This is a genomic window from Flavobacterium taihuense (assembly GCF_019351435.1).
In the GTDB taxonomy this organism is placed as follows: domain Bacteria; phylum Bacteroidota; class Bacteroidia; order Flavobacteriales; family Flavobacteriaceae; genus Flavobacterium; species Flavobacterium taihuense.
The window spans coordinates 65,272-81,872 of record NZ_JAHWYN010000012.1 but is presented as its reverse complement, the minus strand read 5'-3'; the positions used below and the strand labels follow the sequence as shown (position 1 = coordinate 81,872).

Here is a 16,601-nt window from a genome sequence, read left to right as displayed (position 1 = left end):
TGTATATTTTTCTGATTACAAAGTTACAAACTTGCGATTGCATTTCCGTTCATTTCGGGCTATTTTTCTTAAATTTGAAAACAATAAATAGCTAAAGATGAAAATCAAACTAAGACCATATCAAACCGAAGACACACAAGCCATATTGGATATTATCAATTATAATATTCTAAACTCAACTGCCTTGTACGATTACAACATTCGAACTTACGAACAGCAAAAAGCAATATTAGAAGAAAAAATCAATAAACATTTTCCAATAATTGTAGCAAAACTGGATGGTAAAGTAGTAGGTTTTGGTATGTATAGTGAATTCCGATTTCGAGAAGCTTATAAATATACTGTAGAGCATTCTGTTTATGTAGATAAAGATTATCACGGAAAAGGGATTGGAAAATTGCTATTATACGAATTAATCCAATTGGCCAAAAGCCAAAAATTACATACTATGATTGCAGTGATCGATTCTGAAAATCAAAGCAGTGTTGATTTTCACGAGAAATTTGGATTTAAAACCGTTGGAATAATCAAAGAATCCGGTTATAAATTTGATCGTTGGTTACATTCGGTTTTTATGCAATTGATTTTGGAGTAAAATTTTTAAACTCAGATTTCACACCCGAGCGACAGTGAACTGACGAAGTAAATTGACACAGATTCGTTTGTGAAAATCTGTGAATCCCTATAACCATAGGGAATGTCAAATTTATAATTTTTCTAGAATAAAATCAAGTCTAAAAGTATAACCGTATAAAGAATAGTATCTTTGCGTTTTTACAACTACTATGAGCTTTACTTTGCTTTCTTCTCCCTTACAAGGGTTTACCGATTTTCGTTTTCGAAATGCCATCCATAAATATTTTGGCGGAATCGACACTTATTACTCGCCATATATTCGTTTGAACGGAAAATTGGTTATAAAATCTTCTTACGAACGCGATTTGCTTCCTGAAAACAACATTGGTCTTGAGGTAATTCCGCAAATAATCACCAATGATGCCGATGAGTTTTTATTTGTGGCTAAATATGTAAAAGAACTTGGTTATAAAGAATTAAACTGGAATTTAGGTTGTCCGTATCCAATGGTGACGAAATCCGGTATGGGTTCCGGACTTATCAGCAATACCGAAAAAATCAATCATATTCTGGAAAGAGCCCATAACGAAACCGACATTATCGTGTCTATGAAAATGCGTTTGGGATATGATACCACTGAAGAAATTCTCGATGTTTTGCCTATTTTGGATAAATACCCCATTAAGAATATTGCCATTCACGCCCGAATTGGTAAACAACTGTATAAAGGTGGAGTGCATTTGGACGCATTTCAGCAATGTATCGATAACACCAAACACAAATTGTACTATAACGGCGATATTACTACCGTGGGCAAATTTCATGAAATGCGAGAACGCTTTCCCTCCATTGACCATTGGATGATTGGGAGAGGATTGATCGCCGATCCTTTTTTGCCGAGTATGATTAAAAGCAATGCTTTAGAATATCCCAAAAACAAAATGGAATTGTTCAGTGCTTTTCATGACACACTCTACCAGGGATATAGTGAATCATTATCCGGACAAACTCATATTCTATTGAAAATGCATCATTTATGGGAATACTTTTCGGGTATATTTTCAGATCCACATAAGGTCCACAAAAACATTAAAAAATCCAAAAGCATTCGCAATTACGAAGCTACCGTTAAAGAAGTTATTGCTAAAGGGTAGTTTTGATTTTTAAACCGTTGGGTGAAATCCAAATAAAGTAAAAATTTAACCACATAGAACCATAGATTAATGCTAAATAGGCAAAGAATAAATAGAAATAGCGCTATTTCACACATAGAATAGCTATGTGAATAGTAAAACGTCTATTTTTTTCTTTTAAAAAATACAAATTCTATGTTTCTACGTGGTAAAAAATATTTTCACCCAACAGGTTGATTTGTTAGTTAAATACCATAAAAAAAGAGCTTGACTAGCAAACTCTCTTTTTTTTGATTGATAACTGTGGAATTTATCCTTTTACCCAATTTACAATGTTTTCATCCATTGGTTTTACTTTAGAAAGATATACCTTAACTAATTCTCCTTTTTCGTTTATAAGGTATTTTTGAAAATTCCACTCTACTTTAGAATCTTGAACACCATTTTTAGCTTTTTGAGTCAAAAATTTATACATTTCACACATATCATCCCCTTTTACAGAAACTTTACTCATCATAGGGAAAGTCACACCATAATTGGCTTGACAAAATGTTTTAATCTCTGCATTGGTTCCTGGCTCTTGACCACCAAAGTTATTGGCAGGGAATCCAACAATTACAAAACCCTTATCTTTATACTGTTTGTACAAGGCTTCCAATTCTTTGTATTGAGGTGTATAACCACACTCAGAAGCGGTATTGACAATTAATACTTTTTTACCTTTTAACGAAGCAAAATCAAAAGTATTTCCTGATAAATCTTCGACTTTAAATTGATAAATGTTTTGTTTCACTTGTGCTTGAATTTGGATACTAAAAAAGAACATCGCGCAAATCGCTACTACTATTTTTTTCATAGATTTTATTTTTATATAAAATTAAGCATTTATTTATGTTATCATAATTTATTTTACTTGAACAAAAGTTAATTAAAACAGAAAATCCAGCATCAATAAACATACTAGGGTTTCAAAGAAATTAAATTTAGGACTAAAATTTATAAATCATTCCAACTTTCAAGAAAAATGCTGCTCTTGGTGTAAATGAATTTCTTCTATATTGGCCGTTTCGTTTCGTTCTTCAATCTGGATTCTGTGATAAGTTGATTTTCATTCCATTCCGAAATAAATAAATTTTCAACCGTCACTCCAAAGACCATCTTTTTGAAGGTATAATTGATAATAAAATCGGTTATAAAATAGCCGTCTGTTACTATCGAATTATATTCATTGGCCGGGAGGTCTTTCATAAATCTTTAATGTAAACCACCCAAAAAAAATTTCGAGTATTGAAAACCTAAACTTCCCGTAGAAGTAAAATCGAGAGTCCGTGGAATATATCTTCCTCATGAGGCTCATTAATGCCTCTTGCTTGCGTATAATTGGAATCGAATTGAAAAAGAAAAAAATACTTAGCTGGTAGCGAATTCCTCAATCTTGAATATTACCTCCTATCTTGCCGATGTTAAACTCTACCTTAACATTTTCTTTAAACGTTGCCATTGTTGTTGCATTTGAACTTAATGTCACTGCCATATCCTGACATCGTTCCCAAACATCAATGAAATCCCCTGCTACTAAAATTAAGCCTGAGATCACCACTAGTGATAAACCTAATAACATTTTTTTATTTTGCTATAATGTAAAAGTTATAAAAGCATTTACGGAATTGGATGCATTTTGGTACTAAAAAAGTGAATGAAAAATTAAAATATTTTTCATTTATTTGATTAACAGTATTTTAAAAACGAAAAAAATATATAATTTTATTTCAAAAAAAACAAAGTTGTTGCATTAAGAAATATAATCTGCTATTTATTAAAGGAATTGTATATGTTTGTAACCACTAAAAAAGATAATATGACTCAAGATGAATTGTTAGTTTTAATTCACCAGAAAGATGAAAAAGCATTTACCTATCTCTATGATATGTATTCCAAAAGTCTATTTTCGGTAATTAACGTATTGGTAAAAAACAGAGAAGAAGCTGAAGACGTACTCCAAGAAGTATTTGTCAAAATATGGAAAAATATTGATTCCTATAACGAGAGTAAAGGGCGATTCTATACGTGGATACTCAATATTGCCCGAAACACTTCAATAGATAAATTAAGATCCAAAAATTTTAATGACAGTCAAAAAAACCTTTCTTCCGATAATTTCGTACATCTCTTAGACGACAGCAATAAACTGGTAAACAAAATCGATACAATTGGGATTCAGGAGTTTGTCAAAAAACTAAAACCAAAATGTATTCAAATTATAGATTTACTTTTTTTTAAAGGATACACCCAACAGGAAGCTTCAGACGAATTGGCGATTCCTCTTGGTACCGTAAAGACACAAAACAGAAATTGTATTAACGATTTAAGACTATATTTGAAACTATAATGGATACAAAAGAATATATAGAATCAGGCATTTTAGAACTTTATGTGTACGGTTTACTCAGTGAAGCCGAAAACATAGAAGTGAGTACTATGGCAAAAAATCATCCCGAAATAAACGATGAAATCATAGCTATTGAGAAAGGAATTGTTGCTTTATCCTCTAGTTTTTCTCCTTTCCATTCGGTTGCCAATTTTGAAAAGATAAAAGCCAAACTCGAACTCAAACATTCTCGTGTTATCCAAATGAAACAGAGAAATTGGTCCAATTATATGGGCTGGGCTGCAGCCATTCTATTATTGATTGGAATCGGTTACCAGTACCAAAAATTAGGACAAACCAATAATCAAGTAGTGACTATTGGTAACGAAAAAGAGAAACTCACTAAAGAATTAAACTTTTTAGAACAAAAAAATAAAGCAGCAGAAACTAGTTTAGCAGTAATTAGAGATCAAAAAAATACAGTGGTGGCCCTTAGCGGACAGGCTGTAAATCCGAAGTCATTTGCTAAAGTCTATTGGAACAAAGAAACCAAAGTAGTTTACGTAGATGCAGCTGGATTACCTGAACCGCCAAAAGGAATGGTTTATCAGGTTTGGGCCTTAAAACTGAATCCGTTAACCCCTACAAGTATTGGTTTGTTAGAAGATTACAATACTAATAATCAAAAAATATTTGCAGTTGAAGATGTTGGTAGTGCAGAAGCTTTCGGAATTACATTAGAACCTGCAGGAGGAAGTTTGACACCAACAATGGAACAATTGTACACACTTGGAAAAGTTTAGTTTCAGTTGACGAAACCTTTTTCTCAAAAACACTCATTTCAATAGCTATTGAAATGAGTGTTTTTTTTTTTAATATTTAATGCTAAAAAAAAAAAGATGTTCCTTTCAGAACATCTTTTAACCAAATAATTGATAATTTTATTAGGAGATCCCCAATGTAAAACATAACCTACTGATATTTAAAATATAAAAATACCTAATAAAATTACCTTTGAATAGATATTTAAAGATAATAATAAAACACTAAAAAAATCTATAAAATTCATATTTAATCGATTAATTACAACTATATTAACAGAAAGTAAGTTTTTCAGCATTTAATTATTAAGACTTTACAGCAATTGAAAAGGTTTTATAAAAAAAGGTTCAACAGTTAAGCTGAACCTTTTTTAATTTTAAGACAATTACTGAAGCTACTTCTTATAAAACTTTCTGTATTTTGGATAAGTAATAGCTCCAATTAAAGAAATTGTTCCTAATGAATACCAAATCCAACTCAATGAATGTGCTTCCCCACTAGCGTATGAATGTAATCCCACCAAATGAAAGTTAACTCCGTAATAAGTGAACAAAATAGAGATAAACGCAAACATACTCATTAAGTTAAATATCCATTTTCCTCTCAATGAAGGCACAAATCGAGCATGAATCACAAAAGCATACACCATAATACTGATCAATGCCCAAGTTTCTTTTGGGTCCCATCCCCAGTAACGCCCCCAACTTTCATTAGCCCATTGTCCTCCAAGGAAGTTTCCAATAGTTAACATTATTAAACCTATCGTCAATGACATTTCGTTGATATACGTAATTTCTTTGATATTCAAATCCATTTTGGCTTTGTTCTTTTCATTGGTAAAAAAGATTAAAACCAGTGACACAAAACCTAATATCATTCCCAAAGCAAATGGTCCGTAACTGGCCACAATAACTGCCACGTGAATCATCAGCCAATAGGAATTAAGAACGGGTTGCAAGTTGGCAATCTCCGGATCAATCCAGTTGGCATAAGCTGCAGCGAGTATCATCGCAGCTACAAACGCCGCCGAAGCTACTGTTAATTTTGATCTAATATCAAATGCCAACCCAAAGAACATCGTCGCCCAAGCCACATAAACGATAGCTTCATAAGCATTACTCCAAGGTGCATGCCCCGATATATACCAACGCGCTCCCAATGTGATTGTGTGCAATACAAAAAGCAAAGCAATAATTACGTGCATCGAATTCACAAAAATATTTAATAGTTTAGACTCTTTAAAGATTTTAAGAATAGTAAAAAACAACATCAAAATAGCAGCAAATAGATAGGCAAAAGGTAATTTTTGCAATAAATCATATTTGTTATAAGTAATTTCCAAATTAATTTTATCGTCACTTGGTCTTACTTTGCTACCGAACTTTTTTTGAAAACCGTTGATGCTTTCCAATAATTCATCGGCCGTTTTATAATTTTTGGTTTCGATCGCATGACCTAGTGTTCCAAAATAAAGAGGTAAAATACTTTTGGTATAGGTAGAATCCATTCCTTTTAAACCAGCATGCTCCAGTTCTAGATACGAAATCCATTTATTGCCCGGATCATTCGGTATTGGAAAAATCCTCAATATGCTTCCGCTCAAAGCCGATTCCATCAAGTTTACCTTCTTATCGGTTTCGATAAAATCTTTTTCAAACTGATTTGGATTCCCGGCTTTATACGCGGCATCCAAATAAGGTAATAATTTATAATTGCCTTTTTCATCAAAGAAAGAGATGAAAGGAGCATACTTATCTTTGTAGTCAACTCCAATAATTTTGCGAATACTGTCGTTTCCAGGCTTGATATAAATAAGCGGAATTTCAATCCACAATTGGGCGCTTTGCGTCATTGACAAAAATACCTGATCAGAGTTCATTCCATTGTAAGTATCCGAGTGACTTACTTTACGCAACAATTCAGATGAAAAAGTATTAATTGGTTTCATTCTGCCACCAGCATCTTGTATAACCAACCTTCCAAATTTTGCTGCATGTTCTGGTGTAACTGTATAAGCTGTCAACACCGAATCCAATTGCATTTGGGTTGGTTTTATTCGTACATGACCTGTACTTTCATTATGCGAATGTTCGGTTTCATCTTCAGAATGATTATGCTGTTGTGCAAAACCAGTCAAACTAAACAACAATACCAAAATTGTCATCAACTTTGCTTTTTTATCCTTCACTACTTCTAATTTTCTTTTCAAATCAGCAAAGCGGGAATGTTTGGTAAACATAATCGCCATCATTGCAAAAAACAACATAAAATAACCAATATAAGTTATGGTAGTTCCCCAATAATCGTGATTTACGGACAAAACCGTTCCTTTTTCGTCCGGATCAAATGATGATTGAAAAAAACGATAGCCTCCGTGATCCAATACGTGATTCATATAAATTCTGGCATCAAATGGTTTAACAGAATCCTGAACAGTAACCTGGCTTTCAAAAGAAGAATAACTTTTCTCGGTTCCTGGGTATTTTTGAGCAATAAAATCATTTAGTTTTATCTTAAAAGGCAAAACATAGGCTTTACTTCCATAGAAAAAAGTATAATCTTTTTCACCTATTTTAACAGTTTTAGAATCACCAATTTTTCCTTTAGATCCCAATAAGGTTATCAATTCGTCTTTGCCATTGACGATAAGCTTAACCACTAAAACATCTTCATGACTTTTTTCCTTGAAATCATTTTTAGTTTCATAATCAATTACACCGGTAACTGCTGGCTCCGGAAATACAAAACGAATATCCCCAATGCTGTATAAGGATCGCATCATCAAAGGCTGCACAACATCTTTTACCACTTTTCCCTGTAGCTTATCTGCCATTCGCATAAAATCACCTTCAAAAGGCATTTGAATGGTATAACTTTCACCTGTAGTATTAATATTGATTGCACCTTCAGTAAATTTATTTAAAGAAAAAAGTACATTATGAATATTTTGTACTTCTCCTGCTTTCAAGAAATGTTCTTCACGACCACCTGCACCTGCTTCTACCAATTTAAAATACAAACTCCCTTTTGGATCGGGTTTTACGTATTCTTTGGCACCCATAATGTATTTTTCGTATTTTACTTCAAATGAATCTCCTGCAAAATCACCTTTAATTGTAAAATTATTATCAGTAACTGGCGATAACAAAACCGCCTTTTCAAAAACCCTGCGTTTCATTTCCCCCTTGTACTCTCCGTCAACAAAAAGAGTCAGGAATGTTTTGTCAGAATAAAATTGATTTTCGGCAGCGCCTTCTCGTATTGGCATCATTCCCTCAAAACTAATGTAACGCGTAATAAAAGCTCCGCCAATGATGAATATAAAAGCCAAATGAAGCATCAAAGTCGCCCACTTTTCTTTTTTAAGCAATTGATAACGCTTGATATTCCCAATGAAATTAATCATAAAAAATCCCATTATAGCTTCAAACCACCAAGTGTTATACACTAAAATTCGAGCTGTATCGGTATTGTATTTGCTTTCAATAAAAGTTCCTGTTCCCATTGCAATTGCAAAAGTCAAGAATAAAAGAGCCATTAATCGGGTAGAAAATAGGACAGAGAATAATTTTTTATCCATTTGGAAGTAAATTTCAGTTTAATAAAGTGTGGCAAAAGTACTCAAAATTGTCCACTTCTTTTAAAGCACAATTGTTAATTTAATCCAAAATTAAGGATGCTTTTTTATGCAAAAAACAATAAATCATACGCATCCTTGTTATATCTAGAGTTAAAAAATTGAAACCAACTCTTCATTTTTTTTTGTTAATTTTGCCAAATGATTAAAATAACGATTATAGGATCCGGAAATGTAGCACAACACCTGATTGATGCTTTTGCAAAAAGCAATACTATCGAAATCATTCAAGTCTTTTCAAGAAGCCAAAAACAAATCCCCCCCCTACTCGATTCGGACAAAATAACGAATGATTGGAATGCTTTGAAAGAAGCGGACCTATACATAATAGCCGTTTCAGATGATGCTATTGCAAGTGTTTCATCTCAATTGCCTTTCGAGAATCGATTAGTTGTCCATACATCCGGAAGTGCTCCTTTGAGTTCGCTAAGCGACAAGAATCACAAAGGTGTTTTTTATCCTTTACAAACTTTTACCAAAGGAAAACCAATTGATTTTAAAACCATTCCTTTTTGTCTGGAAACCCAGTTTGAAAACGATTATGCCTTATTAGAAAAAGTAGCCTCTTCTATTTCTGACAATGTTTACAAAATCGATTCACATCAACGAAAAGCCCTGCATGTGGCAGCAGTTTTTGTGAATAATTTCACTAATTATTTGTACCAATTAGGAAACGACATTTGCCAGGAAAATCATGTTCCTTTTGACATTCTGAAACCGCTAATTCTTGAAACTGCCGAAAAACTTTTGACGCTTTCACCCAAAGATGCCCAAACCGGTCCCGCAAAACGCAATGACATTTCGACAATTGAGGCACATGAATCCTTTTTATCCAATGAAAATCAATCTACTATTTATAAAATATTAACCCAATCTATACAAAATCATGGCAAAAAGCTATAAAGAAATAATGAATGATATTACTACGTTTGTGTTTGACGTAGATGGCGTACTTACTGACAGTTCTGTTTTTGTCACCAATGAAGGTGAAATCCTTAGAACAATGAATATTCGTGATGGTTACGCTATGAAAGCTGCCGTTGAAAGTGGGTATCATGTATGCATCATTTCAGGTGGAAGCAACGAAGGTGTCCGAGTGAGACTCCGTAATTTAGGAATTACCGATATTCATCTAGGAACTCCCGACAAAGTGGAAACGTTTAAAGAATATACTGATGTTTACTCCATTGACCCAGAACAAGTTTTGTATATGGGTGATGATATTCCAGATTATCATGTGATGAAATTAGTAGGATTACCTACTTGTCCACAAGATGCAAGTCCAGAAATCAAAGCTATTTCTAACTATATTTCGCATAAAAATGGTGGCAAAGGTGCTGCACGTGATGTGATTGAGCAAGTAATGAAAGTACAAGGAAAATGGATGGCTTATTTTGACGGGAAACTTGATTAATTTTAGATTGCAGAATTAAGATTGCAGAATTAAGATTGTAGATTTTAGAGTTAAGATTTTTTTAATTCATAATTTCTAATTCACAACTCATAACCAACTATTGAACCACTTAGCATGAAGTATCTCAAACTCATACGTTACCAAAACCTACTAATGCTTGCATTAATGCAGCTCCTTTTTCGTTATGGTTTTTTAAAATTTCAAAATATTCCTTTAGCGCTAAACGATTGGCAATACTGTTTACTAGTATTTGCTACAGTGATGATTGCTGCAGGTGGTTATGTGATTAACAATATTATGGATCAGGGAACCGACAATGACAACAAACCCAATCAAGTGGTTGTAGGTAAAAGCATATCCGAAACTAATGCTTATACTATTTATTTTGCTTGTACCGTTTTGGGCGTTGGTGTTGGATTTTATTTGTCGAATGTGATTGCAAAACCTGGCTTTGCAGCCATCTTTATTATCATATCGGCGACTTTATATCTTTATGCCACAAGCCTAAAACAAATGCTACTTGTAGGGAATTTTGTTGTAGCACTTTTATTGGCGTTTAGTGTACTCATCATTCCAATTTTTGATCTTTTACCTGTAATCAATCCTGAAAACCAAATCGTTATGTCCGAACTGTTTTCCGTTCTTTTAGATTATGCCTTATTTGCCTTTGTCATTAATTTTATTAGAGAAATTGTAAAGGACCTCGAAGATGTCAATGGCGATTACAATCAGGGAATGAATACATTACCTATTGCTTTGGGCATCAGCCGAACATCGAAATTAGTGTTGATTTTGAGTTTAATTCCGCTGGTATTGGTGATCTTCTATATCAAAAACTATTTTTTTGCTTTTGATTTGTATGTTGCAACACTATATACCTTAATATGTATCGTGGCTCCATTAATTTATTTTGCCGTTAAAATGGCTGATGCAAAAAAAAGCCAAGATTTTCATCATTTGAGTACGGTTTTAAAACTCATTATTTTATTCGGACTCTTCTCTATTGCCATTGTTACCTATAATATACTTCACCATGCTTAAAGAAAAACTCAAAAACTACAAACTCATATTAGCTTCGGGTTCTCCTCGAAGACAACAATTTTTTAAGGATTTAGATTTGGATTTTGAAATTCGATTGAAAGAAATTGAAGAAATTTTTCCGCCCGAATTGAAAGCCGAAGAAATCACAAATTACCTCGCACAACTGAAAGCCAATGCTTTTGAAGGTAAATTGCAACCCAATGAAATTTTAATCACAAGTGACACGATAGTTTGGCACAAAAATTGTGCTTTAGGTAAACCTAAGGACTATAAAGATGCTTTTGAAATTTTAAAGTCATTATCAAATTCGACGCATGAAGTCATTACTTCGGTTTGTTTTAAGACAAATTTGTCTTCAAATTTGATATATGAAACAACAAAAGTTACCTTTAATACGTTAACCGATGAAGCAATTCTTTATTATTTGGATAATTACAAACCTTATGATAAAGCAGGAGCCTACGGAATACAGGAATGGATTGGTTTTATCGGAGTTTCAAAAATTGAAGGTTCTTATGCCAATGTAATGGGAATGCCAACGGACAAAGTGTATGATTATTTAATTAATTTATAAAAAAAAATAAAAAATTTAATGGATTTCTTTGATCAATATCTAAAAGAGCAAATTAGTACTGGAGTTTTATTAGTGATTGTCTTTTTGTCTCGCACTGTTGTTTCAAAATTAGTAAGACGTTATGCCAAAACAAGTCATATTATTGAACGAAGAACCAATTTGGTTATCAAATATATTAATATTTTGATTACTATTTTGGCCCTAATAACCTTAATATTAATTTGGGGAGTTCAACCCAAAGATATTTTTATTACAATTTCATCAGTAGCCACGGTTATTGGAGTAGCAATGTTTGCACAATGGTCCATCTTGAGTAATATTACCTCCGGGATTATTTTGTTTTTTTCGTTTCCGTTCAAAATTGGGGATATTATCTTAATTCACGATAAAGATTTTCTTGAAGAAGGCGAAATAGAAGACATTGGCGCCTTTCATGTTACCATAAGATCAAAACAAGGAGAAATTATTATCTATCCCAATAACTTATTTTTCCAAAAAGGGATTTCAATTATTAAAAAACCTTCAAACAACAATGACGAGTTTACTGATTAACTTCAGATGTCATTTTTATCACTTAACCCAACTCTAAATTTAAATACAATGAAAACAATTAAATTATTTCTTATTGCGCTCCTGCTTTTCGCAGCGAGTTCAACACAGGCTCAAGTGTCTGTTAATGTAAACATAGGAACCCCAAATGTAAATGTACGTGTAGGAACGCCTCCTGTTTGGGGACCTGTCGGTTATGATGAAGTAGAATATTACTATTTACCGGATATCCAAGTTTATTACGATATTCGATTAGCGGAGTATATTTATTTTGGAAATGGACAATGGATCCGTTCCAGATATTTACCAAGCCATTGTAGAAACTACGACTTATATCATGGCTACAAAGTAGTTTTGAATGATTATCATGGTCATGCCCCTTATACATATTTCAATACACACAAAGTGAAATACTATAAAGGATATAAAGGGAAACCTCAAAAAAATAGAGGAGAATACAAAGTACGTTATGAAGATCATGACAATCATGATAACGACCATCATGATAATGGACATCACGACAATCATGGAGGAAAAGGAAATAATGGAAATGGCAAAGGAGGTAAACATTAATCTTATATTTCCATTGAACACAAAGAGCACTATACATGGTGCTCTTTTTTTATTAAAATCTCAAAATGTTATAGTTTTTTTTTTGCTTTTATACAGACAATTAATTTTTCATATACTTATTCAACCACTCAAAAATAGTTTCAAATACCAAATTCCGTACTGGTTTTCTGGATAATACCAAATCGTGTATAGCACCTTTAAAACCAATGATCTCTTTGTGTGGAGAATCAATTAATTTCGCCTTTTTTGTAATATCATCCACATTCAAAATAGCATCTCCTTCAAACATTTCTTCACTCCAATGCTTTGGATTAACTGATTGAATAGAATGTAAAATCAATATAGGCTTATAAACTGAAATACCATTTGCAATTTTCAAATGTCCATCATGTATGGCATTTATCCATCCTGCGTTGATAGACGGGGCAACATGAGGTTTCCATTTCAAATTATAATCCCATTCCCCAAAATCATTTTTGTGCAAACTTTTTCCGTAAAATTTTGAAAACCCAATGGGTAAAGCTATATTTGGATTTAACCTACCCAAAAAAGAAAGTAGAGGGATAACCGTTTTCTTTTGAATCCAAGGTACATTAAAATCATAAAAAGGACTATTACATATCAACACATCAAAAAGTGTCGATTCTTTTCTATCCGAAGCATACAAAGTTATTATTAGTCCGCCTGTAGAATGGCCGTATAGCACAATTTCCTGATTTCTTTCTTCTCTAATTATGCCCAGTGCGCGGTCGATATCTCCATAATATTCGGATAAGTCCCTCACATTATTTGCTCTTTGATTTTGCAAAATAGACCTCCCATATTTCCTTAAATCCAAAGCATAAAAATGAAATCCTTTCTTTAGAAATTCCTCAGCAATGATATCCTGAAAAAAATAATCATTAAAACCATGAATGCATAAAATTGCTTTGTTTACACTTGAAGAACCTCTCTTCCGAATGAGAGTAGCAGTAACTTTACCTTCAAAATCATTGGGTTGAATAATGGTCATTTGTTCGAAACCATTTTTCAAAACATCTTCCTCGTATTGCATATTCATTTTGGTTAGGTTAATTGTAGACAAAGGGTCTTTTTATTGATACAAATATATTTATTACAACATTCTCAAATTTAGCATTCTAATTTTAAATAATTGATTTAGAAAACTATTATTTTATATCAAATTTGTTAATCTTCAACACCATACTTTTAAAAAAAAACATCCTATAAATCCCAAACATTAACATAAATTTTAGAATAATGTCAAAATATTCCCATTATTAAATTAGTATTTTTGGAGTTGAACTAATCCATACTTTTCTTTTTTTTTTAGAAGTAATAAATTCCCCTTATATGCGAAAGCTTTTTTTTAAATCGTTTTTTCTTTTAGTCCTCTCTATACAAATAATAAACGCTCAAAAACCTCAAAAGCCAAATTCGGCCGACATTTACAATCAAATTCAGAAACTAAATTTTCTCGGTACTGTACTTTATATAGCAGCACATCCCGATGATGAAAACACCCGTTTAATTTCATACATGGCCAATGATGTTCATGCCAGAACAGGTTATTTATCTCTAACCAGAGGAGATGGTGGTCAAAATTTAATTGGACCACAATTAAGGGAATTGCTCGGAGTCATAAGAACTCAAGAACTATTGGAAGCAAGAAAAATAGATGGTGGAGAACAATTTTTTTCCAGAGCCAATGACTTTGGATATTCCAAAAACCCTGAAGAAACGTTACAAATTTGGGACAAAGAAAAAGTGCTTGCAGATCTTGTTTGGACCATTAGAAAATTCCAACCAGATGTTATCATCAATCGCTTTGACCATCGGTCACCAGGAACAACTCATGGACATCACACTTCATCAGCAATGCTAAGTGTTGAAGGATTTGACTTGGCGAACAATCCCGCTTCTTTTCCGGAACAATTAAAACTCATACAGCCTTGGCAACCCAAACGTGTGTTTTTTAATACCTCTTGGTGGTTTTATGGCAGTAAAGAAAAGTTTGATTCAGCTGATAAAACGAATCTAATCTCAGTTTCAACCGGAGTTTATTACCCAACTTTAGGAAAATCCAATCAGGAAATAGCAGCTTTAAGTCGCAGTAGTCATAAATCTCAAGGATTTGGAAGCACAGGAACTCGTGGTGAAGACACTGAATATCTTGAATTTCTAAAAGGAGAACCCTTAAAAGACAAATCATCAATTTTTGATGGAATCGATACAAGTTGGAACCGTGTAAAAGGAGGAAAACTAATTGGTGAATTGGTTAGCATTATTGCCAATCAGTACGATTTTAAAAATCCATCGGCTAGTATTCCAAATTTGGTAAAAGCCTATACTATGATTCAAGCTTTGGATGAAAATCATTGGAAAATAGTAAAATCTGAAGAAATAAAAAAAATCATCTCAGCTTGTTCCGGTTTGTATTTGGAAGCTGTTTCCAACTCCCAAGAAGCAACTCCTGGAAGTATTCTAAAACTGAATTTGGAAGCTATAAATAGAAGTCCCGTAGCCATGCAATTATCAAGTGTTACGACTCTACCCGACCAAAAAACCACGGTATTGAACACCGATTTAAAAAACAACACACTACAAAGCCGTGCTCTCGATTTACAATTGTCCCAATCCATAAACTACACGCAACCTTATTGGTTAAAAGAAAAAGGAACAGTAGGATTGTACACGGTGGAAGACCAAAAAAACATCGGAATTCCTGATATTATTAGAGAGACCAAAGTAATTTTTAATGTAAAAATTAATGGTATTGAAATTCCATTTGAGAGAACCGTGGTTTACAAATACAATGATGACGTAAAAGGTGAAATGTATAATTTCTTAGACATAGTTCCAGAAGTAACAACGACAATTCAAGACAAAGTCCTCCTATTTCCAAACACCAAACCCAAATACGTTGGGGTAAACATAAAATCTGGTGAAAACAACCTCAAAGGAAATTTAAAATTGGACTTACCTAAAGACTGGAAAATATCACCTACCTCTATTCCTTTTCAATTGGACAAAAAGGGAATGGAACTAACTGTTTATTTTGAAGTTACTCCTCCTGCCCAAATGAGTGAAGCAGTTGGAAAAAGTATTGCAACTGTTGAAGGAGTCACTTATGACAAAGAACAAATTAACATTAATTATGAGCATATTACCAAACAGCAGGTTTTAAAAACAGCAGAAGTAAAATGCATTCGATTTGATTTGAAAACCAACGAGGAAAAAATTGCCTATATTATGGGAGCAGGCGATGAAGTTCCCAAAAGTTTAACTCAAATGGGATATAAAGTAACCCAAGTAAAACCCGAAGAAATAACCCCCGAAAAACTCGATTCTTTTGATGTGGTTATGACCGGCGTGCGTGCTTACAACACGGTTCAGGCATTGGCAAACAAGCAAGATATTTTATTTGATTTTGTAAAAGGCGGAAAAACAATGATTGTACAATACAACACAACCGATGATTTGGTTACCACAAACATTGCCCCTTATCCGCTAAAAATATCCAGAGACCGAGTAACCGAAGAAAATGCTGAAGTTCGCTTTCTGGCGCCAAATCATCCCGCTTTGAATTATCCGAATATGATTACCCAAAATGATTTCAAAGGCTGGAAACAAGAACAGGGATTGTATTATCCAAAGGAGTTCGATAAAGCCTTCACTCCTATCATATCATCGAATGACAAAGGAGAAAGCGCCAAAGAAGGTGCTTTACTAATCGCTCCATACGGGAAAGGAAATTACATTTACACAGGATTAAGTCTATTCAGAGAATTACCGGAAGGTGTACCTGGAGCTTATAAATTGTTATCGAATATGATTTCGATTAAACCTTCAGTAAGTATTCCGAATCAAAAAATGAAACCTTAAATCAAAAACATGGACTCAAAAAAGCATAA

General features: G+C 33.2%; 16 protein-coding genes. 11 read left to right on the top strand and 5 right to left on the bottom strand.

Annotation, left to right across the window (positions count from 1 at the left end):
• Positions 1–97: 97 nt before the first annotated feature.
• Complete coding sequence (locus KZH69_RS13825; protein ID WP_219318065.1) at positions 98–595, top strand: GNAT family N-acetyltransferase; 498 nt, start codon at positions 98–100, stop codon at positions 593–595.
• Positions 596–785: 190 nt separating this feature from the next.
• Entirely contained in the window at positions 786–1,730 is a 945-nt protein-coding gene (locus KZH69_RS13820; RefSeq protein WP_219318064.1) for a tRNA dihydrouridine synthase, read from the top strand.
• Between the two features lie 289 nt (positions 1,731–2,019).
• Here KZH69_RS13820 and KZH69_RS13815 read toward each other — a convergent pair whose 3' ends face one another.
• The 3 genes from KZH69_RS13815 to KZH69_RS13805 form a co-directional block, all read right to left on the bottom strand.
• Entirely contained in the window at positions 2,020–2,565 is a 546-nt protein-coding gene (locus KZH69_RS13815; protein ID WP_219318063.1) for a glutathione peroxidase, read from the bottom strand.
• Between the two features lie 197 nt (positions 2,566–2,762).
• Positions 2,763–2,957, bottom strand: coding sequence for a hypothetical protein (locus tag KZH69_RS13810; RefSeq protein WP_219318062.1), 195 nt, complete (start codon positions 2,955–2,957; stop codon positions 2,763–2,765).
• Between the two features lie 181 nt (positions 2,958–3,138).
• Positions 3,139–3,330 carry a hypothetical protein gene (locus KZH69_RS13805; RefSeq protein WP_219318061.1) on the bottom strand — a complete coding sequence of 64 codons (192 nt, stop codon included), beginning with the start codon at positions 3,328–3,330 and terminating at the stop codon, positions 3,139–3,141.
• 237 nt (positions 3,331–3,567) lie between these two features.
• Between KZH69_RS13805 and KZH69_RS13800 the strand changes: the two genes are divergently transcribed.
• Positions 3,568–4,098 carry an RNA polymerase sigma factor gene (locus tag KZH69_RS13800; protein WP_219318111.1) on the top strand — a complete coding sequence of 177 codons (531 nt, stop codon included), beginning with the start codon at positions 3,568–3,570 and terminating at the stop codon, positions 4,096–4,098.
• The gene (locus tag KZH69_RS13795; RefSeq protein ID WP_219318060.1) at positions 4,098–4,880 is read left to right on the top strand and encodes an anti-sigma factor; all 783 of its coding nucleotides are present in this window, start codon (positions 4,098–4,100) and stop codon (positions 4,878–4,880) included. The genes KZH69_RS13800 and KZH69_RS13795 overlap by 1 nt, the downstream gene beginning before the upstream one ends.
• A gap of 413 nt (positions 4,881–5,293) precedes the next feature.
• Here the strand turns inward: KZH69_RS13795 and KZH69_RS13790 are convergent, their stop codons facing one another.
• On the bottom strand, positions 5,294–8,479 hold the full coding sequence (locus tag KZH69_RS13790; protein ID WP_219318059.1) for a cytochrome c biogenesis protein CcsA: 3,186 nt from the start codon (positions 8,477–8,479) through the stop codon (positions 5,294–5,296).
• 198 nt (positions 8,480–8,677) lie between these two features.
• On the opposite strand from KZH69_RS13790, the gene KZH69_RS13785 reads away from it, so the two are divergent.
• The 6 genes from KZH69_RS13785 to KZH69_RS13760 all read left to right on the top strand — a co-directional run bounded on the left by KZH69_RS13785 (position 8,678) and on the right by KZH69_RS13760 (position 12,687).
• Positions 8,678–9,439, top strand: coding sequence for a Rossmann-like and DUF2520 domain-containing protein (locus KZH69_RS13785; RefSeq protein ID WP_219318058.1), 762 nt, complete (start codon positions 8,678–8,680; stop codon positions 9,437–9,439).
• Complete coding sequence (locus KZH69_RS13780) at positions 9,423–9,950, top strand: KdsC family phosphatase (protein ID WP_219318057.1); 528 nt, start codon at positions 9,423–9,425, stop codon at positions 9,948–9,950. Before KZH69_RS13785 ends, KZH69_RS13780 begins: the two co-directional genes overlap by 17 nt.
• Before the next feature lie 114 nt (positions 9,951–10,064).
• Complete coding sequence (locus KZH69_RS13775; protein WP_219318056.1) at positions 10,065–10,991, top strand: geranylgeranylglycerol-phosphate geranylgeranyltransferase; 927 nt, start codon at positions 10,065–10,067, stop codon at positions 10,989–10,991.
• A complete protein-coding gene (locus KZH69_RS13770) occupies positions 10,984–11,565 on the top strand; it encodes a Maf-like protein (RefSeq protein ID WP_219318055.1) in 582 nt (193 codons plus the stop codon). The genes KZH69_RS13775 and KZH69_RS13770 overlap by 8 nt, the downstream gene beginning before the upstream one ends.
• Before the next feature lie 18 nt (positions 11,566–11,583).
• Entirely contained in the window at positions 11,584–12,117 is a 534-nt protein-coding gene (locus KZH69_RS13765; RefSeq protein WP_219318054.1) for a mechanosensitive ion channel domain-containing protein, read from the top strand.
• Positions 12,118–12,165: 48 nt separating this feature from the next.
• Entirely contained in the window at positions 12,166–12,687 is a 522-nt protein-coding gene (locus tag KZH69_RS13760) for a hypothetical protein (RefSeq protein ID WP_219318053.1), read from the top strand.
• 100 nt (positions 12,688–12,787) lie between these two features.
• Here the strand turns inward: KZH69_RS13760 and KZH69_RS13755 are convergent, their stop codons facing one another.
• On the bottom strand, positions 12,788–13,771 hold the full coding sequence (locus tag KZH69_RS13755; protein WP_219318052.1) for an alpha/beta hydrolase: 984 nt from the start codon (positions 13,769–13,771) through the stop codon (positions 12,788–12,790).
• A gap of 269 nt (positions 13,772–14,040) precedes the next feature.
• On the opposite strand from KZH69_RS13755, the gene KZH69_RS13750 reads away from it, so the two are divergent.
• Complete coding sequence (locus tag KZH69_RS13750) at positions 14,041–16,572, top strand: PIG-L family deacetylase (protein WP_219318051.1); 2,532 nt, start codon at positions 14,041–14,043, stop codon at positions 16,570–16,572.
• Positions 16,573–16,601: the final 29 nt, after the last annotated feature.